16 protein-coding genes and 1 tRNA gene are annotated in these 22561 nt (G+C 43.7%); 9 read left to right on the top strand and 8 right to left on the bottom strand.

The features are described 5' to 3' along the window. The first annotated feature begins 35 nt into the window (after positions 1–35). From BF9343_RS01085 to BF9343_RS01095, 3 genes are all read left to right on the top strand, one after another. On the top strand, positions 36–2240 hold the full coding sequence (locus tag BF9343_RS01085) for a sodium-translocating pyrophosphatase (RefSeq protein ID WP_010991946.1): 2205 nt from the start codon (positions 36–38) through the stop codon (positions 2238–2240). Positions 2241–2488: 248 nt separating this feature from the next. After that, positions 2489–3814, top strand: a complete 1326-nt coding sequence (locus BF9343_RS01090) for a Kelch repeat-containing protein (protein ID WP_010991947.1) — start codon at positions 2489–2491, stop codon at positions 3812–3814. Positions 3815–4260: 446 nt separating this feature from the next. Beyond that, positions 4261–4866, top strand: a complete 606-nt coding sequence (locus BF9343_RS01095) for a ribonuclease HII (protein WP_005783970.1) — start codon at positions 4261–4263, stop codon at positions 4864–4866. Positions 4867–4873: 7 nt separating this feature from the next. Here BF9343_RS01095 and BF9343_RS01100 read toward each other — a convergent pair whose 3' ends face one another. Further along, a complete protein-coding gene (locus BF9343_RS01100; RefSeq protein ID WP_005783972.1) occupies positions 4874–5800 on the bottom strand; it encodes a magnesium transporter CorA family protein in 927 nt (308 codons plus the stop codon). A gap of 285 nt (positions 5801–6085) precedes the next feature. Between BF9343_RS01100 and gpmI the strand changes: the two genes are divergently transcribed. The 5 genes from gpmI to BF9343_RS01125 all read left to right on the top strand — a co-directional run bounded on the left by gpmI (position 6086) and on the right by BF9343_RS01125 (position 14682). Further along, positions 6086–7600 carry a 2,3-bisphosphoglycerate-independent phosphoglycerate mutase gene (gene gpmI / locus BF9343_RS01105; RefSeq protein WP_010991949.1) on the top strand — a complete coding sequence of 505 codons (1515 nt, stop codon included), beginning with the start codon at positions 6086–6088 and terminating at the stop codon, positions 7598–7600. A 148-nt stretch (positions 7601–7748) separates the two neighbouring features. Further along, positions 7749–8843, top strand: a complete 1095-nt coding sequence (locus tag BF9343_RS01110; protein ID WP_010991950.1) for a sensor histidine kinase — start codon at positions 7749–7751, stop codon at positions 8841–8843. Continuing rightward, the gene (locus BF9343_RS01115) at positions 8840–10783 is read left to right on the top strand and encodes a tetratricopeptide repeat-containing sensor histidine kinase (RefSeq protein WP_010991951.1); all 1944 of its coding nucleotides are present in this window, start codon (positions 8840–8842) and stop codon (positions 10781–10783) included. The genes BF9343_RS01110 and BF9343_RS01115 overlap by 4 nt, the downstream gene beginning before the upstream one ends. Before the next feature lie 354 nt (positions 10784–11137). Then, positions 11138–11719 (top strand): DUF3109 family protein, encoded by a 582-nt coding sequence (locus BF9343_RS01120; protein WP_005783983.1) that lies wholly within the window; start codon positions 11138–11140, stop codon positions 11717–11719. Next, positions 11716–14682 (top strand): AsmA family protein, encoded by a 2967-nt coding sequence (locus BF9343_RS01125; protein ID WP_010991952.1) that lies wholly within the window; start codon positions 11716–11718, stop codon positions 14680–14682. Before BF9343_RS01120 ends, BF9343_RS01125 begins: the two co-directional genes overlap by 4 nt. A gap of 100 nt (positions 14683–14782) precedes the next feature. Here BF9343_RS01125 and gyrB read toward each other — a convergent pair whose 3' ends face one another. The 3 genes from gyrB to BF9343_RS01140 form a co-directional block, all read right to left on the bottom strand. Beyond that, entirely contained in the window at positions 14783–16741 is a 1959-nt protein-coding gene (gene gyrB / locus BF9343_RS01130; RefSeq protein ID WP_005783987.1) for a DNA topoisomerase (ATP-hydrolyzing) subunit B, read from the bottom strand. Positions 16742–16921: 180 nt separating this feature from the next. Then, entirely contained in the window at positions 16922–17176 is a 255-nt protein-coding gene (gene rpsT / locus BF9343_RS01135; protein ID WP_005783989.1) for a 30S ribosomal protein S20, read from the bottom strand. 39 nt (positions 17177–17215) lie between these two features. After that, positions 17216–17287 (bottom strand) — tRNA-Glu (locus BF9343_RS01140). A gap of 298 nt (positions 17288–17585) precedes the next feature. Between BF9343_RS01140 and recO the strand changes: the two genes are divergently transcribed. After that, positions 17586–18314: a DNA repair protein RecO gene (gene recO / locus BF9343_RS01145; protein ID WP_005783992.1), complete on the top strand. Its 729-nt coding sequence runs from the start codon at positions 17586–17588 to the stop codon at positions 18312–18314. A gap of 109 nt (positions 18315–18423) precedes the next feature. Here recO and BF9343_RS01150 read toward each other — a convergent pair whose 3' ends face one another. The 4 genes from BF9343_RS01150 to BF9343_RS01165 form a co-directional block, all read right to left on the bottom strand. Further along, a complete protein-coding gene (locus BF9343_RS01150) occupies positions 18424–18873 on the bottom strand; it encodes a GatB/YqeY domain-containing protein (protein WP_005783995.1) in 450 nt (149 codons plus the stop codon). Between the two features lie 74 nt (positions 18874–18947). After that, the gene (ftsZ, locus tag BF9343_RS01155; protein ID WP_005783997.1) at positions 18948–20258 is read right to left on the bottom strand and encodes a cell division protein FtsZ; all 1311 of its coding nucleotides are present in this window, start codon (positions 20256–20258) and stop codon (positions 18948–18950) included. A gap of 26 nt (positions 20259–20284) precedes the next feature. Next, positions 20285–21715, bottom strand: coding sequence for a cell division protein FtsA (ftsA, locus tag BF9343_RS01160; RefSeq protein WP_005783999.1), 1431 nt, complete (start codon positions 21713–21715; stop codon positions 20285–20287). Between the two features lie 76 nt (positions 21716–21791). Beyond that, positions 21792–22532 carry a cell division protein FtsQ/DivIB gene (locus tag BF9343_RS01165; protein WP_010991953.1) on the bottom strand — a complete coding sequence of 247 codons (741 nt, stop codon included), beginning with the start codon at positions 22530–22532 and terminating at the stop codon, positions 21792–21794. Positions 22533–22561 lie beyond the last annotated feature (29 nt).

Here is a 22561-nt window from a genome sequence, read left to right on the forward strand (position 1 = left end):
TAGACTTTCGTTAAACCTCTAAATATTGTACGTCTATGGATAGCATTCTTTTTTGGCTTGTTCCGTTTGCCTCTGTTCTGGCTCTCTGTTTTGCGCTCTATTTTCATAAACAAATGATGAAGGAGAGCGAAGGTACTCCACAAATGATTAAGATTGCCGCTGCCGTGCGTCGGGGCGCTATGTCTTATCTGAAACAGCAGTATAAAATCGTTGGCTGGGTATTTCTCGGACTGGTGATTCTGTTCTCTGTAATGGCTTATGGTTTTCAGGTGCAGAATGCCTGGGTACCGATAGCTTTCCTGACCGGAGGTTTCTTTTCCGGTCTTTCCGGCTTTTTGGGAATGAAAACAGCTACTTACGCATCGGCGCGTACGGCTAATGCTGCCCGTACGTCATTGAATGCCGGATTGCGAATAGCCTTCCGAAGCGGAGCTGTGATGGGACTGGTAGTAGTCGGCCTGGGACTGCTCGACATCTCTTTTTGGTATCTGTTGCTCAATTGGGCGATACCTGCCGATGTGCTGACACCCACTCATAAACTCTGTATCATCACTACTACGATGCTGACTTTTGGTATGGGTGCCAGTACGCAGGCGCTTTTTGCCCGTGTGGGAGGTGGCATTTATACAAAGGCTGCCGATGTGGGAGCCGATCTTGTGGGAAAAGTTGAGGCCGGTATTCCCGAGGACGATCCGCGTAACCCTGCCACCATTGCTGATAATGTAGGTGATAATGTGGGTGACGTGGCAGGAATGGGTGCCGATTTATACGAGTCATATTGCGGTTCCATTTTGGCAACGGCTGCTTTGGGTGCGGCCGCCTTTATTCATACGGACGATACGGTTATGCAGTTTAAAGCTGTAATTGCTCCGATGCTGATTGCCGCTATCGGCATCATTCTTTCTATAATCGGTATTTTTTCAGTACGTACTAAAGAGAATGCTACCATGAAAGATCTGCTTGGTTCGCTGGCTTGGGGGACAAACTTGAGTTCGGCTTTGATTGTAGCAGTCACTTTTTTTATCTTGTGGTTATTACAATTGGACAATTGGATGTGGATTTCTTGTGCGGTAGTTGTAGGATTGGTTGTGGGTATTGTTATCGGCCGTTCGACGGAATATTATACTTCCCAATCTTACCGGCCTACTCAGAAATTGAGTGAAAGTGGCAAAACGGGGCCTGCTACAGTCATCATTTCGGGTATAGGACTCGGCATGTTGTCCACAGCTATTCCTGTGGTGGCGGTGGTAATCGGTATTATTGCTTCCTATCTGTTGGCTTCCGGTTTTGATTTCAATAATGTGGGAATGGGACTTTACGGCATCGGTATTGCTGCTGTCGGTATGCTTTCTACATTGGGCATTACGCTTGCTACGGATGCTTACGGTCCGATAGCCGACAATGCCGGTGGCAATGCGGAGATGTCCTCTTTGGGTAAGGAGGTGCGTAAACGCACCGATGCGCTCGATTCGTTGGGAAATACAACGGCTGCTACCGGAAAAGGTTTTGCCATTGGCTCGGCTGCTCTTACGGGGCTGGCATTGCTGGCTTCTTATATTGAGGAGATCCGCATTGGGTTGACTCGTCTTGGTAATTTGGTACTTACTTTTCCGAATGGAGACACGATCAGTACGGCCAATGCTACCTTTGTGGATTTTATGAACTATTATGAGGTAAATTTGATGAATCCGAAGGTACTTTCCGGTATGTTTCTCGGTTCGATGATGGCATTCCTGTTCTGTGGTCTGACTATGAATGCAGTCGGACGTGCTGCCGGACATATGGTAGATGAAGTACGCCGCCAGTTCCGTGAAATGAAAGGTATCCTGACCGGGGAAACCGAACCGGACTACGAACGTTGTGTTGCTATTTCTACAAAAGGAGCACAGCGGGAAATGGTAGTGCCTTCTCTGATTGCCATCATTGCTCCAATCCTTACCGGACTAATATTTGGTGTTCCCGGTGTATTGGGACTGTTGATTGGCGGACTGAGTAGTGGTTTTGTACTTGCTATCTTCATGGCCAATGCCGGTGGAGCATGGGACAATGCGAAGAAGTATGTGGAAGAAGGCAATTTTGGAGGTAAAGGTAGCGAGGTGCACAAGGCTACTGTGGTAGGTGATACGGTAGGGGATCCATTTAAAGATACGTCCGGCCCGAGCCTGAATATCCTGATTAAACTGATGAGCATGGTTGCTATTGTTATGGCAGGATTAACTGTTGCCTGGAGCCTGTTCTGAGAAGGGACATCATTCACCACAGAGTAACACGGAGTTTCATCGAACGAGCTTAATCTATTGATAGCTGGCGATATTCATCTGTGGTAAATACGAGTTTTGAAGTGAATCCCGAGAGTTTTGAAATAGACCGGAAAGTCGTTCAAAACATAGATGATACATTCAAAACAGTTTCTTAGTAGAGTATTTAATTGAAGAAGGTATGGAAGAAAAGGAAACTTTTGGAATACCTTCTTCAAAAATTTATAGAAATGGGGAAGTACTTGACCTTGGTAATATTCCTTACTTTTTTTGACAGTTCCAGCTTATTCTCTCAAGTTGGAGGTAGAATTGTCGATGCAAAAACGAAGCAGCCTTTAGTTGGAGCAAATATTTATACTGATTTGGGGGTAGGAGTATCTGTTGCGGATAAAAAGGGTGAGTTTATGATAAATAATGGAGAGTTACTACGAGATGCAGATACTCTTTGTTTTTCTTTTGTCGGATATTGTACAAAACGTTTTTCCGTAACCTCTTTGTTGCAAAAGAAAAATGTGATTCTATTGCAAGAAGAACCTTTTGCTTTGGGAGAAGTGACGGTTTATGGCATAAAGAAATCTTATTTACGTTTACCATATACACAAATATCATCGATGCCTGTACCGCTATATTCGTTTGCAATGATTTCATTGGAGAAGAAGCTTTATCTTACAGGTGGAGATAGATCTCAGATAAAACCTCCAATGGGTTTTAGTTTAACAGGATCCGGAGGATTGCCATCAGGGTTTGTTTATGAAAAGTATAGTAATAAAATATATGTCTATGATATTATATCAAATACTTGGACTATCATAAATAAAAAGTTAAGAGAACGTGCTTACCATTCGGCTCTTTACAATGATGGTAAAATCTATGTTATAGGTGGAAAACGTTTTTCAACGAATCGGAAGATTGAGTATCTTGATGAAACAGTGGAGATATATGATATCCATCGGGATACATTATTGACAGATCCGGTAAATCCACATCAAGCTGCTTCGGCAGCTGCATTTGTTTACGATGATAAGTTGATTGTTATGGGAGGATCTACTTATCGGATTGAGAACGGATGGCAAAAATATTCAGATAAGATACACATGCTTGATTTGAAGGAGGGTGTTTGGTATGAGGCAGGAAAAATGCCTTTGGGGATGGAAACAAACGGGATTCTTGTGGGACATACTGTTTTTTTATTCGGAGGATATAGACAAAGGACTCTATCAGATATACTTACTTATGATTTGATTACCGGTTTGTGGAGGAAAAGAGGAAAATTATGGTTCTCGGTCGGTAAGGCAGCTCTGGCTCGTGGTGGAGATAAGGTTTATATTTTAGAAAATGGGGTGATACAAGTGTATAACTTATATACCAACGAGATAAAAGCATATCAAATTGATCTGAAATTACGGGAGGGGGGACTGTATTGCACTGATGATAAATTGATTATAGTGGGTGGATATAGTGAAGGGATCGATGGCAAGTTAGGAGATGCCGGAGTTTATGAGGTGCGATTGTCCGACTTTAATCGTACCGAACTGCATCTGATTAATCGGGAATGAAGTATCTTATTCCTTTCCTACAGAAAATATACTTTGATCTTCCATCTTCCACCCTCTGTTTTTAAGGCGGATTCAATGTTAAACGGTTGATGGTGAGATGGATGTTGTTCCTTCTTTCAGGATAAATGTGGTTAATAGCATTTTGTTTTCCTTTATATCTTTAGCGATTATGGCTTGACTCCTGCTCCGTCCCGCATGCCTGTGCCCATGAGGCCGTGTACGCGGGCTTGTGAGCACAGGCATGCGGGCTGAGATAAAGTTATTATGACGGACGTTTATTCTCTTATTCTTCATGTGTTATAGATGGGATGACGGATGCTTGCCTTCTTCATCTTTTGGCTGAAAAGGGAGATCTTCTTATTCTGGATAGTAAGATGAGATTCGGTTCACTCTTTTGTTCATTTCCGTTTAATTGATTACATTTGCCGTGTTAAATAAAAGAAACGATGCTCTTACCCTGGTTAAACGAAGAACTGATAGAAGCCGGTTGTGATGAAGCCGGACGCGGTTGTCTGGCAGGTGCGGTTTATGCTGCTGCCGTTATCTTACCGAAAGATTTTGAGAATGAATTGTTGAATGACTCCAAGCAGTTGTCGGAGAAGCAGCGATATGCTTTGCGCGAAGTGATTGAGCGGGATGCGGTTGCCTGGGCCGTCGGCATTGTTTCGCCCGAAGAGATTGATAAGATAAACATCCTGAATGCATCGTTTCTCGCCATGCACCGGGCGGTAGACCGGCTGAAAACCCGTCCTCAGCATCTGCTGATCGATGGAAACCGTTTCAAGAAGTACCCCGACATACCTCATACTACTGTTATAAAGGGAGATGGCAAATATCTTTCGATAGCTGCTGCTTCTATCCTTGCCAAAACTTATCGTGATGACTACATGAACAAACTGCATCAGGAATTCCCATGTTATGACTGGGAGCATAACAAAGGTTATCCTACGAAAAAGCACCGTGCGGCTATTGCCGGGCACGGTACTACTCCGTATCATCGCATGACTTTCAATCTGTTGGGCGACGGACAGTTGGAATTGTTCTCAAAATAAACTTTCCTTAAAACCACTTTATCTTTCTGAAGATCACAAAGGAGAGGGCAGACAGGAATACGGATACCAGGATGATCAGCAGGAAGGCATGCGGCATCTCCTCAAGATGTATGTCTACGTTCATGCCGTAGAAACTGGCTATTAACGTGGGGATCATCAATGTAATGGAAAGACTTGTCATACGTTTCATGATCGCATTCACATTATTGGAGATGATGGATGCAAAGGCGTCCATGGTTCCGGTGAGAATGTCACTGTAGATGTTGACCGTATTGAATGCCTGCTTCAGTTCAATGATCACGTCCTCCACTAACTCTTCATCCAGATAATCGGTATCCTGAAAGATGGTTTTCAACTTGCCGATCATCACTTCATTGCCACGAATGGAAGTATTAAAATAGACCAGTGTCTTCTGTAACTTCATCAATCGCAGCAGGTCCTCGTTTCGGATGCTTCGTTCCAGTTCTTTCTCGGCAGCGGTGATGTCTATATTTATCTGTTTCAGATACTTCAGGAACCAGACAGCCGAAGAGTAGATCAGTCGGAAAATCAAGTCGAGCTTATTGCGTACTTCGATGCCTTTCCGGCGGGTATGTTCGATGAAATCGGGAATCATATCCGTCTGATGATAGCACACAGAAACAATGATTTCATTGTTGGTGATGATGCCGATGGGTACGGTGGTATAAGGGATACTGCTTTGAGCGTTCTGGACCGGTATACGCAGTATGGTCAGCAACCAGTTGCCTTCCGTTTCCGTACGCGGACGTTCGTCGGTATCGGCGATGTCATTTAAAAAAGATTCAGGAACTTTCAGGGTTTCGGTCAGGAATTTGAAATCACTGCTGTCCGGGCATACTACATTGACCCAGCTGTTAGGAAGCCATTGTGCTTTTTCCACAAAGCCGGCCTCACAATAAAGATATGTTCTCATCTTATTGCCTCCTTTCGTTTGTTAATGTCCGAGCAGAGGCATTACCGCAGAATGACTCTGTTCGTGTTAGTTAATACTGTTGTACGTTCGCGGGTTTGAATCGTCCATATTCTGTTTTATTTTTAAAGCGGCGCAAAAATAAGGAAATCATTTCAAATCTGCGGCATTTTTTCTTCCTTTTTGTCCGGCGGGGAGATTGCTTAACATAGATTAAACGTGTTCGTAATTAACTTTTTTGTACCTTTGCACCCGAAAAATAGAACGACAATTTAATTTTAGAATATTATGAGTAAGAAAGCCCTTTTAATGATTCTTGATGGTTGGGGATTAGGCGACCACGGGAAAGATGACGTAATCTTCAACACTGCTACTCCTTACTGGGATTATCTGATGGAGACCTATCCTCACTCTCAGTTACAGGCCAGCGGTGAAAACGTAGGTTTACCCGACGGACAGATGGGTAACTCGGAAGTGGGTCACCTCAATATCGGCGCAGGACGCGTAGTTTATCAGGATTTGGTGAAAATCAACCTCTCTTGTCGTGACAACAGCATCCTGAAGAACCCGGAGATCGTTTCAGCTTTCTCTTACGCAAAAGAAAACGGAAAGAATGTTCATTTTATGGGACTGACTTCGGATGGTGGCGTACATAGCTCTCTGGACCATCTGTTCAAACTTTGCGATATTGCTAAAGAATATAATATTGAGAACACTTTCGTTCATTGCTTTATGGATGGACGTGACACAGACCCGAAGAGCGGTAAAGGCTTTATCGAACAACTGGAAGCGCATTGCGCCAAGTCTGCCGGTAAAGTGGCTTCCATCATTGGCCGTTATTATGCTATGGACCGTGACAAACGCTGGGAACGTGTGAAAGAAGCGTATGACCTGCTGGTAAACGGCATTGGTAAGAAAGCTACCGACATGGTGCAGGCTATGCAGGAATCTTATGATGAAGGGGTAACAGACGAGTTTATCAAACCGATTGTGAATGCCGGTGTAGACGGTACTATCAAAGAAGGTGACGTGGTGATCTTCTTCAACTACCGTAACGACCGTGCCAAAGAACTGACTGTAGTTTTGACCCAACAGGATATGCCGGAAGCAGGCATGCACACAATACCGGGATTGCAGTACTACTGTATGACTCCGTACGATGCTTCGTTCAAGGGTGTGCATATCTTGTTCGATAAGGAAAACGTGGTTAATACGTTGGGCGAGTATCTGGCTGCTAACGGAAAGAAACAGCTTCATATTGCCGAAACAGAGAAATATGCTCACGTAACATTCTTCTTTAACGGTGGTCGTGAAACTCCGTATGATAACGAAGACCGCATCCTGGTTCCGTCTCCGAAAGTTGCAACTTACGACTTGAAACCGGAGATGAGTGCCTATGAAGTGAAAGATAAACTGGTGGCTGCCATCAACGAGAATAAATATGACTTTATCGTGGTGAACTATGCCAATGGTGATATGGTAGGTCATACCGGTATTTACGAAGCTATCGAGAAAGCGGTAGTTGCCGTAGACGCGTGTGTGAAAGATACCATTGAAGCAGCCAAAGCTCAAGGTTACGAAGCTATCATCATTGCCGATCATGGTAACGCTGACCATGCTTTGAATGAAGACGGTACCCCGAATACGGCTCACTCTTTGAATCCTGTACCTTGTGTATACGTGACAGAGAATAAAGAAGCGAAAGTGGCAGACGGACGTTTGGCAGATGTGGCGCCTACCATCCTGCATATTTTGGATATGGTTCAACCGGCTGAGATGACAGGTTGCAATTTGATTAAATAATTAATAGCTTTTTACTACAATAGCTATCAGCATAAAATGAAGTGTTTTCGGGAGGCTTATACCTCTTGAAGACACTTCTTTTTTATCTAAATGCTTGTTGCTTCATATTTAATGAGTTATCTTTGCTAACCTTACACAAAATATAAAGATGAAACAGCTTATATTGTCAGGGATGTTCGTTGTATGTGGATTGTCCGTATCCCTTGCTTCTGAAAAGTGGGCTGTGGATAGCATAAACTGGCATCGTGCAGAGCAGAAAATGCAAGAGAAGGATTTTCAGGATGCAGCACTGACATATAAGGAATTGATTACGAAAGGAGATTCTTTGTTTGTGGATTATGCCGGCCGGCATGTTGAGGATATGCGTGAACAATATTCCATTGACGAGTTGGACTTACAAAACGGAATGCAGCAGAAGAAAATATGGAAATTGGTGTTTATCACCATTCTATGTCTGGTCGTTTTGTTATTCGTAGGACTTCTCTATTTGAGGAGAGCGGAGAGAAAACTTCTATTTTCCAGAGAAGAGTTGCAAAAGGCAAAAAGGCTGGCCGAAGAGTCTGTCCGTAATAAGAGCGTATTTCTTTCCAATATGAGCCATGAGATAAAAACTCCCTTAAATGCGTTGGCAGGTTTCTCTGAAATTTTGATTACTCCGGGAATTGACGATGAAGTTCGTGCGCAGTGTAATGACGTGATCAGGTTAAACTCCGATTTATTGTTGCATTTGGTAAATGACGTAGTCGATGTTTCGTGTCTGGATGTGGCAAATATGAGATTCTCCGTGGTTCCGCATGAGGTGGTGGCTTTATGCCGGAATGTGGTGGAGATGCTGAGAAATATCAAACAGACTTCTGCGGAGATGATTTTTGAGACAGAATTGTCTGCTTTGGAAATGGAAACTGATCCGTGCAGGCTCCAGCAAGTGTTGATCAACCTACTGGTCAATGCTACAAAATTTACGAAGGAGGGATATATCACATTGACATTGCGGATAAATGAAGCTGGGGTACCTGAGTTTATGGTAACGGATACCGGGTGTGGAATTCCCCTTGAAAATCAAGAGGCTGTATTCAGTCGGTTCGAAAAACTCAATGAAGGCATCCAGGGTACAGGGCTGGGGCTGCCTATCTGTAAGCTGATCATTAATCGTATGGGAGGAGACATCCGGGTTGACTCCACTTATAGCAAAGGGGCCCGTTTTATTTTTACTCACCCTTTGAAACAGGAGGAAAACCGATGAAGAGACTGGTTGTTCTATTGTTTGGTTTGGTCGGTGCCGCCTTGTTTATGTCGGCTGCCAATTCGGGTGATCGTGTACTGCGTGACAGTATCTTTCATGTCTATCGGTCGATGCCTGCCGACACCACTCGGACCGTTTTTGCGAAAGAGGCTGCAATGGGACACGTTAAAGAAAGCTGGGCGTTGGAGTTACTGGATTCGGCATTGGTGTTTGCCCGGGAGATAAAAGATGTGGAGGGTGAGTTGGAACTCCAATACGGGATTTTTCGTTACTATACGTTCAGGATGGACGGTGAGAATATGGAAAAGACGTGTGCCACCCTGAGGGAAGCGTGTTATCGTTATAAGAAATATGACAACTATTTTCTGGCTTTGCATTATGTGCTCCAGTTGAAGGGATCGGAGGGGGACACGGAGTATGCCATTCTTGAATCGAGAAAGATGCGTGAAGAAGCTGTGCGTTTGCATGTCGACCGTGGAGTGTTTTTGTCATATATCACGGAGGGAAAGTCGTATGTTTTCGCGCGAAATACGGAAAAAGCAATCGAACAGTATCTGAAGGCACTTGAGATTGAAGGAACGACTTTCGGGGACAAACTCATGGTACATGGATATCTGGCGAGTTCCTATTACCTGAAAGATAAATATAAGGAGGCTCTTGGAGAATTGAAAGCACAACGGCAATTGATTGACGGAGTAATTAAGAAAAAGCCGTCTATGCTTGGAGTGTACAGATCTACTCTGTTGACCATCGAGTTGATGTATTGCAAGATTTATCTGGGCATGGTCGACGCAGATCCTTTGTGGATACATCTCAATGAAGCTGCCAAATTTTATGATGATGACTGTTTTTCGGCTACAGCAGTCAATTATCACTTTTCTTGGGCGGGATATTATTATTTAAGACAGGACTGGGAACGATGTTTCCCTGAATTTGAACGTACATTGGCTGCTTTTAAGGGTACTCAGCCTATGTATGAGATCGAGATTCGGAGAATAATGGGAGATGCCTATGTGGATGCCGGCCGATATGAAGAGGCTGCCCGGACTTATAAAACAGCGGCTGTGATGTGCGATTCTGTAAATAAAGCTACTTTGCGGATGAATGAAGAGACGGTGGAGGCCAACTATCGTATCCGGAAAGCTTTGCTTGACAAAGAATTGGGAGAGAAGCGCTTTTTGCAAGTGGCGGTAGTAGGATTGTCTCTGTTTGTTGTTTTGTTGGTGTGGGGAGTGATACGCTTGATCCGGATTCGGGGAGAGTTGGTGAAATCTCAGAAGGAAATGGCGGAATCGTATGCCGTGGTCGTAGCAACCGATAAGATGAAAGAGTTTTTTTTGCGGAACATTACAGATGAAATACGGGTTCCTCTGGATACTGTGGTGGAATTGTCTGACCGCCTGTGCCGGGAGACGAATTTGAAACAGGAAAAACAGCAGGAGTATTCTGCAACAATCAAGAAGTGTGCTTCAAAACTGATTGGCCTGATATTCAATGTGCTGGACCTTGCCCGATTAGAATCGGGAATGATGAAGTTTGTGGTAGAGGAGTATGATGTGGTTCAGTTATGTACCGATGCCAGGCTGATGGTGGAGATGCAAACTGAAAATAGAACGAAAGTTGATTTACACACGGAACCGGATATGCTGCTGATCGATGTGGATACCACCTGGTTTATGAAAATGCTTGCTTCTGTGCTAAAATATCCCGAAGAAAGTGAGGGGCTTTTCAGGGTGAAGTTCATCTTGTCCCGCCCAAGCGAGGATTATTTGCAAATTAAAGTTGTAAACAGCCCCATTTTTATGACTGCCGAAAGTGAAAAGGAGTTTGATGTTTTGCATACTATCAATCGGCTGTACTTAGAAACTTTCCAAGGTAGCTATCAGTTACTCGAAGAGAGTGGTGAGCGGATGATTATCATTACATATCCTGTGTCATGATTGCAGATGATTCGTATCCGGCATGAGAAAGCGTAATTGTTTTTGTCTTTTAGGATACGTTTTATCTTCTTGTTATGCAAATTCCCGGCGAAAACGATCTGTCGAACCATATATTTCTGTAACTTTGTCTTTAATAAACGTAGTGATAATAGATGATCTGTTATGCAATTAGCCACTATAAGATTATAAATTTTATCGCTAATTATTTGTTTGTCAATATTCTAATTTACATGATAATCTATCAAACTCAGGTGGCTTTACTATCAGATCTGAATATCTCTTTAAGAGTATGAAAAACTTGAGAGATTCCTTCTATTTACACTTAGGTAACTTGTATAATATAAACCGATAATTATGATTCAAATAGACAACGTTGTTGTGAGCCTGGATGTGCTTCGCGAGAAGTTTGTGTGCAACTTGGATGCCTGTAAAGGTGAGTGTTGCATTGAAGGTGATGCCGGGGCTCCGGTAGAACTGGAAGAGGTGGAGAAATTGGAAGAGGTGCTTCCGGTTGTTTGGGATGAACTGTCGCCCGAAGCTCGTGCGGTAATAGATAAGCAAGGCGTGGTATATACCGATCGGGACGGTGATCTGGTGACCTCCATTGTGAATGGCAAAGACTGTGTATTTACTTGTTACGATGAAAAGGGGTATTGCTATTGCGCCATCGAGAAAGCATATCGGGGAGGAAAAACAGACTTTTATAAACCGGTGTCTTGCCATCTGTATCCTATACGGGTAGGCAATTACGGACCTTATCAGGCAGTGAATTACCATCGTTGGGATGTATGTAAGGCTGCTGTATTGTTGGGTAAAAAGGAGAATGTTCCGGTCTATCGCTTCCTGAAGGAGCCGTTGATTCGTAAATTCGGTAAGGAGTGGTATGATGAACTGGAGATTGCGGTAAAAGAATTGCAGGATAGAGGGATGATATGAACAGACAGGTAAAGAAAACACTTAAGATCAGCGGCATCACGTTGGGAACAGTTCTTTTGGTGCTGCTTGTTGCCATTGCTTTTGTGATTAATTTCATCGTAACTCCGAAGAAGCTGACTCCGGTGGTGCTGGATGCTGCCAATCAGACTCTGAATGCACACCTGGATATGGAGAGCGTAGAGTTGACTTTCTTTTCAACTTTCCCACAGTTCGGATTGAAGGTGAAGAACGGTAGTTTGGTGTCTAAAGCCTTGAATGATAGTAGCTGGTGCAAAACCGATTCGTTACTGTCTTTCAAGGAATGTGTGCTGACCGTCAACCCGATAGCATATTTGACGGAAAATCGCATTGTTGTTCACAATCTTTCGTTGGAAGAGGTAGCTGTATATGCCTACCGGAATAAAGCCGGGAAAGCCAATTGGGAGGTAACCCGTGCATCGGCCGATACGATACCGGCCGATACTGCATCGACCGATTTTAATAGTGAGATTGATATCCGGAATATAGAACTCAAACATGCCAATCTTGTTTTCGATGATCGGAATACGGATATTTACTCACGCATCGATGATGCTAATCTGAAGTTGAGGCTTTCGCTGACAAAGGGTATTTCTACTTTAGGGTTGAAATTTGACAACAAAAATATTCTTTTCTGGCAGCAGGGAGAACTGTTGGTCAATAAGATAGCTACTTCTTTACGGACAGATATTATGGTGGACAGGCAGACAGCTGTCTGGAAACTGAAGGATACGGAACTCGATGTGAATGGTATCCGGCTGGATGTAAACGGAACTTTCCGGCGGGATACCGTGGCGAAGACAATCGGTATGGATCTGGAATATGGTTTGCATGCCCCTTCGATGGAGACGGTGTTGCGGATGATTCCGAAATCGTATGTGAAGGACAGTAAAGTCTCGGCTAAAGGTGAAGTTACCGTTAGCGGTAGGGTGAGGGGTGTGTATGGTGACAAAAAGTTGCCTGCCGTTTCACTCAAGATCGGTATCAAAGAGGCTTCGGCACAATATAAGGATTTGCCATACGGTATTGATGAGGTAACGGCAGATTTTGATGCGTATGTCGACTTGATGCGTCATCAGCCTTCGTATCTAAACCTGAAAATATTCCATTTTAAAGGGGCGCATACTGAAGTTTTGGCCGATGCGAAGGTAGACGATTTGCTGGATGATCCGTTGATTACTTTCCATACCCAGTCGACTGTCGACCTGGATGCACTGGCTAAAACCTTTCCATTGCAGGAAAGCGTGACAATCACGGGAAAACTGGATGCGGATATGGGAATGAAGTGCCGCCTTTCTACTTTGAAGAAGCAGGATATCGGGCGCATGAAGTTGGGAGGCAAACTTGAATTGAAAGATTTTGAATTGAAGGATACTGCTAAGGATTTCGATTTTCTAGGTAATGCTACTTTCCGTTTCCGTGATAATGAAACCTTGCAGGCGCAGATGGATGTCCGTAAACTGGTGTTGAGAAGCCGTTTTCTCTCTTCTGACATCGAACGGTTGGTTGCCAATGTTTCTTCGACTAATCCGCAGGATACCAACCGCATTGTCTCTTTGCAGTGCGATATGGAGGTCAGTAAGCTCCGTGCTTCGATGGGCGATTCTATAAAGTTATACAGTGCCCGTACAAAAGCACAAGCTGCACTGGGGCCTCAGGAGGTGGATGTAACGAAGCCGGCGATTGATTTTTCACTTCGTGCCGATTCGCTTTTCTTCAGTGCGGCAGGAACTCGCATGGCTATGAATGTGGCGGGCATCAAGATGAAGGCTGATAAGCTGAATGACTCCCTGTGGATGCCTAAAGGGATTGTTGGGTTCAATCGCTTACGTTTCCGTACGCCGGAATTCGGCTTGCCTATTCGCATGTCAAAAACAGCGGTGACGGTGGATGGCCCGAAGATTACTTTAAAGAATGCTTCTGTCCGTATCGGACGCTCCAATATGACGGCTACAGGCGATATGATGGGTGTTTACAGGGCAATGACGAAAGGAGAGAAGTTGACGGCACATTTGTCTCTTACGTCTGATCTGATCGATTGTAATCAGTTGATTAATTCTCTTTCTTTCCCCGAGGATACTACGGAAGTGCTTACCGACAGCGTACCTTCGGAGATGAAATTGTTTGTGATTCCCCGAAATATAGATTTTGAATTACAAACAGATCTGAAGAAGGTCATTTTTGAGAAAATGCTGTTTGAGAATGTACATGGAGCGGTAGATATTAAGAATCAGGCCATACATCTGGAAGATCTTTCAATACGTGCCCTCGATGCCGATATGAAGGCTGTGATGGTCTATAAGGCCGGTAGTCCCCGCGGCGGATATGCCGGTTTTGATTTTAAGATCCGAAACATCAATATTGCGAAGCTGGTCGACTTTGTTCCTGCACTCGATACGATAGTGCCTATGCTTCGTTCTTTCAAGGGCCGGGTTATGTTTGATGTTGCTGCCGATGCCCGTTTGGATTCGGCAATGAATATCCGTATCCCCACTCTGCGTTCGGCCATTCACATCAAAGGAGACAGCCTGGTCCTGATGGATGGTGAAACCTTTGCTGAGATCTCAAAGATGTTGATGTTTAAGAATAAAAAAGAGAATGTATTCGATAGTATCTCTGTCAATGTGACGGTACACGACGGTAATGTGACCGTCTATCCTTTCCTGGTAGAGATAGACCGTTATAAAGCTGCTGTTGGAGGTGAGCAAGGATTAGATATGAACTTTAACTATCACATCTCCATCTTGAAGTCTCCGTTGCCGTTTAAAGCGGGAGTGAATATTTCGGGCAATCTGGACAAAATGAAGTTCCGTATAGGTAAGGCCAAATATAAGGATGCGGTTACCCCTGCTGCGGTACATCGGGTGGATAGTACCCGCATGAATATGGGCAATGAGATTGTTAATCGTTTCCGACGAGTAGTATTGGGACGACAACCTCGATAAGCCCGGGAGGAATTCAAAGAAAAGCGCCGGTCCGAAGGATTTTCCTTCAGCGCCGGCGCTTCTTCGTTGTAAGATGTGAGGTTGGTGTTTATATTACGAATTATGCATCGATATTTGCATACGTTGCATTTTCTTCAATGAACTCGCGGCGTGGACCTACGTCTTCACCCATCAACATGGAGAAGATATAGTCGGCTTCTGCTGCGTTGTCGATATTAACCTGTTTCAGCATACGGTTTTCCGGATCCATAGTCGTTTCCCACAACTGCTGGGCATTCATCTCACCCAAACCTTTGTAGCGCTGTGTATGGATTGCATTTTCCGAACCGCCACCATAAGTGTCGATAAACTTCTGGCGTTGCGCATCTGTCCAGCAATACTCTTCTATTTTTCCTTTTTTGCAAAGGTAGAGCGGGGGAGTGGCAATGTACAGATAGCCATTCTGGATGATCTGTGGCATATAGCGGAAGAAAAAAGTCATGATCAGTGTGTCGATGTGTGATCCATCGACGTCGGCATCGGTCATGATAATGATTTTATGATAGCGCAGCTTATCAATATTGGCAGCTTTGCTGTCTTCTTCCGTTCCGATAGTGACACCCAGTGCCGTGTATATATTGCGTATTTCTTCGCTTTCAAGCGCTTTGTGATACATGGCTTTCTCTACGTTCAGAATCTTACCGCGTAGTGGAAGAATAGCCTGAAATGCACGGTTACGACCTTGCTTAGCTGTACCGCCGGCAGAGTCTCCCTCGACGAGGAATAACTCACACTTCTGCGGGTCTTTGTCCGAGCAGTCGGCCAGTTTACCCGGAAGACCGCCACCTGACATAGGAGATTTACGCTGTACCATCTCACGCGCTTTGCGGGCGGCGTGGCGTGCAGTAGCAGCCAAAATCACTTTGTCTACAATTGCTTTAGCCTCTTTCGGGTGTTCTTCCAGATAATAGTTTAGTACTTCGCCTACCGCCTGATCGACAGCACCCATTACTTCGTTGTTTCCCAACTTAGTTTTAGTCTGTCCTTCAAATTGGGGTTCAGCTACTTTTACAGAGATCACAGCTGTCAGACCTTCACGGAAGTCATCGCCGGAGATTTCTACTTTAACTTTCTCCAGCATTTTGCTGTCTTCTGCATATTTCTTCAGTGTACGGGTCAGGGCGCGGCGGAAACCTGCCAGATGCGTACCACCTTCTATAGTATTAATGTTATTGACGTACGAATGGATATTTTCTGAAAATCCGGTATTGTACATGATAGCCACCTCGATGGGGATGTTTTGTTTCTCTGTGTTTAGATAAATCACATCGTTAATCAAGTGTTCGCGTGACGATTCGATGAAACGTACAAATTCTCTTAAACCCTCTTCCGAATAGAAAGTTTCGTGTTTGAAACTGCCGTCCTCATTCACTACGCGACGATCTGTCAGCGAGATGCGCAGACCGGCATTCAGATAAGCCAATTCACGTAAACGTGAAGCCAGAATCTTATAATCATAAATGGTTTCGGTAAAGATACTGTCATCGGGCCAGAATTGCTGTTTGGTTCCTGTGTGGTCCGCTATTCCTACTTCTTTAACGGGATAAAGCGGTTTACCGATTTCATATTCCTGCTGATAGATTTTACCGTTGCGGAATACCTGGGTAGTCATGTGTGTAGACAATGCATTCACACAGGACATACCTACACCGTGAAGACCTCCGGATACTTTGTACGAACCTTTATCGAACTTACCTCCGGCATGCAGTACGGTCATGGCAACTTCGAGGGCAGATTTCTGCTCTTTTTCGTGGAAATCTACCGGAATACCACGTCCATTATCCTGTACGGTGATAGAGTTGTCTTCGTTGATAGTTACTTCGATATGGTCGCAATAACCGGCCAATGCTTCGTCGATAGAGTTGTCGACAATTTCATATACCAAGTGATGAAGTCCCTTTACGCTGATGTCACCAATGTACATCGCAGGGCGTTTTCTAACTGCTTCAAGTCCTTCCAATACTTGGATACTATCTGCTGAATAAGACCCGTTATTGGTGGGATTCTGTTCTTCGCTCATAATTTGATTCCTAATTATAATAACAGAGCAAATATAGTGAAAATATCTGAGTTAGAGAAGAATGAAGAGTGAAAAAAGAAGAATTAAAAATAAACCCGACCGGGTAATTGAAAGCATAAAAAGCCGAACTGAAAAGTCCGGCTTCTAATATTATATAGAGTCTGTTATATATCTTATTTCTTAAGCAAGCTTGTTGATGTAAATGGCCAACTTAGATTTCAGATTGTTAGCTTTATTCTTATGAATAACGTTTGTCTTAGCTAACTTGTCTACCATCTTAACGATGCCCGGATACATAGCAGTTGCTTCTGCTTTGTCAGTAGTTGAACGAAGTTTTCTAACAGCATTTCTCATGGTTTTACCATAATATCTGTTACGAAGTCTTCTAGTTTCTTCTTGTCTGATTCTCTTGATTGATGATTTATGATTTGCCATCTCGACTAATCTGTTTTAATTCGTTTATTTTTTTAATTGTAGCCCGTGGGGGAATCGAACCCCCCTTTCAAGAATGAAAATCTTGCGTCCTAACCGATAGACGAACGGGCCATCCTGTTTTGAGCATTTCTGCTCTTTTTGTTTCACTTTGCTTTCGTTCTGTATCGTTGTTTCCCGATTGCGAGTGCAAAGGTAGGGCTTTTTTTGAAACTACCAAACTATTCGCGGAAAAATTTTCTGATTATTTTTGATGGTTTTTCGTTTTTATTTAGGTTATGTGTTGATAATCAATTTCTTATTTGCTGTTTTATTTTCTGGCGAAAGAATGATTTTTTTTTGAGATAGTAGTATTCGATTGTCCATTTCCTCTTTTTTTGTAGCTTTGTTACCGGAAAGAAAAGTTAGAGCTATGTTGCAAAAAACGGTTGGAATCGTTCTTCATGTATTAAAGTATAACGATACATCGAATATCGTAGAGATGTATACTGAGTTGTCAGGGCGTGCGTCCTTTTTGGTCACCGTGCCTCGTTCTAAGAAGGCTACTGTCAAATCGGTGTTGTTTCAACCATTGGCTTTAATCGAATTTGAGGCAGATTACAGACCGAATACTTCACTTTTTAGAATTAAGGAGGCCAAATCTTTCAGTCCCTTTACTTCTATTCCCTATGATCCTTTTAAATCGGCTATCGCTCTTTTTCTCGCTGAATTTCTTTATCGTGCCATTCGTGAGGAGGCTGAGAACCGTCCGTTGTTTGCCTATTTACAACATTCTATATTATGGTTGGATACCTGTAAGATTAGTTTTGCTAATTTCCATCTGGTATTTCTGATGCGTCTTTCACGCTTTTTGGGGCTGTACCCCAACCTGGACGATTATCATGCGGGTGACTATTTTGATATGTTGAATGCCACTTTTACGTCCGTTCGTCCTCAACTGCATTCTTCTTATATACAGCCCGATGAAGCCGGACGGTTGTTGCAGTTGATGCGTATGAATTATGAAACCATGCATCTTTTTGGAATGAACCGCACAGAAAGAGCCCGTTGTCTGGCTATTATTAATGAATATTACCGGTTGCATCTTCCCGATTTTCCTATACTGAAATCACTGGATGTATTGAAGGAGCTGTTTGATTAGTGCTTCATGCATATTGGAGGGATATATATTATAGACAAGCCATAAACAAAATACCCCGGATGCGAGTCTGGCTTGCATCCGGGGGTAGAAAGTATTTCTGTTTTGAGACTTATCCCAATAACTCTTTTACTTTAGCTGAGATCGCGCGTCCTTCGGCCAATCCTGCCAGTTTTTTAGAAGCGACTCCCATTACTTTTCCCATGTCTTTGCCGCTGGTAGCACCTACTTCAGCAATAATTTCTTTCAGTGCGGCTTCCAATTCTTCGGCACTCATCTGCTTAGGCAGATAAGTTTCCATAACTTGCACCTGAGCCAATTCTGCATCAGCTAAGTCCTGACGACCTTGTCCTATATATATTTCTGCGGCATCCTTACCTTGTTTTACCAGTTTTTGCACGATTTTCAGTGCATCTGCATCTGTAAGGGTGTCATTAGCTCCCGGAGCTGTTTTAGCTTCCAAAAAGAACTTTTTTACATTTCTGAGAGTTTCGAGAGCTACTTTATCTTTCGCTTTCATTGCGTTTTTAATGTCTTCGCTGACTCTTTCGAATAAATCCATGATGTTATTATGATTTAACGATTTACGGTTTACAATTGGTAAATCCGGGTTAATGATTCGATATTTTACTTTAATTAAAATGTGATAACTCCACTGTCATCTATAGCCTCTTCTGTTGCTATCTCTTCTTCCAGTGCGGCTTTTGCTTTGATTTTACCCAAAGTTGTTTTGTCGCGTAAGTAAGTAGGAGAGTCCTCTACCATGGCGATGATGTCATCGTTATCCAGGTCTTCTGCATTGAAGAGATAGATATGCCGGCGTTTACGCAGATTGCGTGTTCCGATTCCACTGGCACTTTCACCGTATGCTTTGCGGATGCGCTCTTTGTTCTTCTCCTTCTCTTCTTCCAGTTGCAACTGTCGCTCTTCTTCTTCCTGACTGCGTTTTTCGTGCAGGTCGTCCATGCCCGGTACGTCTTCTACACCGAAACCGGTAGCCAATACGGTGATCTTTACTTTCGTATCCAGTGAGTTGTCCATAGCTACACCCCAGATCACTTCCACACCTTCGCGGAATTTGCTCATGAACTCGTGTACTTCGTTCATTTCTTCCATCATCAATTCGGAAGCAGGACAGAAGGAGACGTTCAGCATTACCTTCTTGGCGTTGAAAATATCATTATTATTGAGCAGAGGTGAATGCAGTGCATCGTCTATTGCTTTGGTCACACGGTTTTCTCCTTCGCCGAATCCGGTACTCATGATGGCTACACCGCCGTCCTTGAGAATCGTTTTCACATCTGCAAAGTCCAGGTTGACCGTACCTCGCATGGTGATAATTTCGGCTATGCTCTTGGCTGCGATTGATAGCGTATCATCTGCCTTGCCGAATGCATTCATAAAAGTCAGGTCGGAGTAGATTTCACGCAGGCGTTCGTTGTTGATCACCAGCAAAGCATCTACATGTTGTGCGATGCGTTCTACACCGTCCAGAGCCTGAATAATTTTCTTTTCGCCTTCAAAAATGAAAGGGATGGTAACGATTCCGACAGTCAGGATGTCCATCTCTTTAGCGATACGGGCGATGACGGGAGCGGCTCCGGTTCCGGTTCCTCCACCCATTCCGGCAGTGATAAACACCATTTTGGTACCATCGTTCAGCAGAGTTTTGATGTCTTCGATGCTCTCTTCGGCAGCATCACGTGCACGCTCCGGACGGTTTCCGGCACCGAGTCCTTGTGTGATGGAACGTCCCAGTTGCAGTTTGACCGGTACGGGAGACTCAGCCAATGCTTGGTTGTCGGTATTGCAGAGAACGAATGTTACGTCGTGTATGCCTTCCCGGTACATGTGGTTGACGGCGTTACCTCCACCACCTCCTACACCAATCACTTTGATGATTTTCGGTGAATCTGTAGGGAAATCGAATTGTACTATCTCGTCCATATTATATTGTATTATGAATTATCACTTTATTTCATATCTTCGTCAGAGAAAATTTCATTAGAGAGTTTGTCGAAAGTCGATTTAAACCAGTTAGGTTTATTTCTTCTCTCTTCTTCCCTTCTTTTCTTCTCTTCCAGCTTGCGTTGCTTTTCTTCTTCTTTCCGCTTTTTCTCTTCTTCTTCTTTCTTCTTCTTGGCAGCGCGGGCAGCGGCTTCCTGTTCCTTCAGACTTTCGTCTTCTTCAAACATGTTCACCGGTTCGGGCTGGGGCTGAGGTTGTATATGCGGCTGTGGAGCGGGTGTTTCCAATAAACAACAGTTTTCGTTGCCCGCAATAAGCAGTCCGAATAAGGTGTTTTGTGTACCGTCTTTCTTCACAACGTCTTCGTCTGCATGGATGGTATTGCGTACGAAACGTGCGTTTCTCACCTTCTCTATTTTACTCCGTTTGCGTAGAACCTCGTCCAGGTCTTTCAGGTTGGCGGCCCCTCCGGTGATGATGAGTCCGGCCAGAAGTTTGTCGTCATATCCCGAAAGTTGAATCTGATTCCATACGTTCGCGATAATCTCTTCGGTACGTGCCTCGATGATATTATTCAGTTTACCTAACTCTATCGTTCTATTTCCGTCTTCCAATTGGCAAGTAGCAGGTTCTTCGCCTTCTTCCTCTTCGTAGAAAGCATTGCCATATCTGATTTTCAAACGTTCGGCCTCTTCTTCTTCCATCTGAAGAGAGACGAGGTCATGGGTAATACTGTTTCCTCCTAGCGGCAGCACAGTGAGGAAGCGGAGGATATTATTCTTATAAATGGAAATGGTAGATGTGTCGGCACCAAAGTCGATCAGTGCGCAGCCGGAGCGTCTTTCACTTTCCGTCAGTACTGCATCGGCAGTAACCAGAGGTGAGATCAATAGGTCTGCTATTTCTATTTTAGCCTGTTCGAAGCAGCGTTCCAGATTTTTCTTGAGCGAAGCACGTGCTACAATATTCAGAAAACGCCCTTCAATGTGGCTTCCGGCTACACCGACAGGGTCGGCTTGAAGATTGTTTCCTATTTTGTATTCTTGTGGAGCAACGTCCAGTATATCCATATCGATCAGTGGTATCTCGAGGTTCTCATCACAGATTGAGTCGACCAGTTCCTGAGAAATAATAGTTTCTTCTTCAAGATCGCGACTTACCACATTGCGCACCGTACGGAGCGATTGTCCGCCGATACCCACATAGATCTTGGCAATTGAGTTATTGAGAGCCCCCTCCAGTTTATTGATGATTGAAGTCAGGCTTTGTGCCGTTTTATCCAGATTATAGATCACTCCTTTCCGGATGAAAGAAGACGAATCCTCCCTGGCATAAGCTAATACCTGTATACTTCCATCACTATTCTTCTTTCCGGCTATACCGGCTATCTTCGATGAACCCAGTTCAATAGCGGCGATAAAATCTGTTGTTGCCATATAAAATCCTATTTTATTCCCTTTCGTATTATAGACTTATCTCTTTAACACAAAGGTACGTTTAGCTGTTTACAAATTATTGTTTCTTTTTTGTGCAGATAATCTGATTTCCAAATTCCAGGCTGATACGCGAATATTTATTCCATCCCACCTGGTTGAGCCCTTTTTCGTAAAAGGTCTTCAAGCGTTTCAGTTTATCCTCAAAATGTTCCAGTTTACCCAAATAGATAATATGATTGCCTACCCGGGGAACCAATTCGATTTCTTTTCCGGGCAGCACGTTAATCTGTACAATCTGGGCTTCCCAGAACGGATTGTTTTGCAAAAATACACCAAACTTATATAAATCCTTCATTGCAAACGACTTTTCTACATTTCCGGTGACAATTGCCCGGTGTGCTACGCATTTTGCATCGGGCGGCATCATTTTTCCTTTGTTATCCAAATAGTAGTTTTCACCGTTGCTGCTCATGATGTGGAGAATCGGTACGCGTTGGGTTACTTCCACGCAAATTTTGCCGTTTGGCGTTTTATAGCATTGAGCTTCATTGATGAGTGGATGTTTATCCAACTCTTTTTCCAATGTTTTGGTGTGTACCCGGTCCATTTTCTTTCCAACGGGATAAATGCCTTTCTTCTGCAGGATGGCAGCCACCTCGTTCTTGGTAACGAAACCGGCATTGAGTGTATCCTTGATCACTAATTCCATGTCACGGCATACCTGATGGGCAGGTTTGTCGTTGAACACTGTCACAGCTGCTATAAGGTAGGCTATGAGAAGTAACATGACGATGGTCAGAAGAATTCTTTTTATCATAAGGAAATTTATTGTTTTGACGATTTACA

The organism is Bacteroides fragilis NCTC 9343, from assembly GCF_000025985.1.
In the GTDB taxonomy this organism is placed as follows: Bacteria; Bacteroidota; Bacteroidia; order Bacteroidales; family Bacteroidaceae; genus Bacteroides; species Bacteroides fragilis.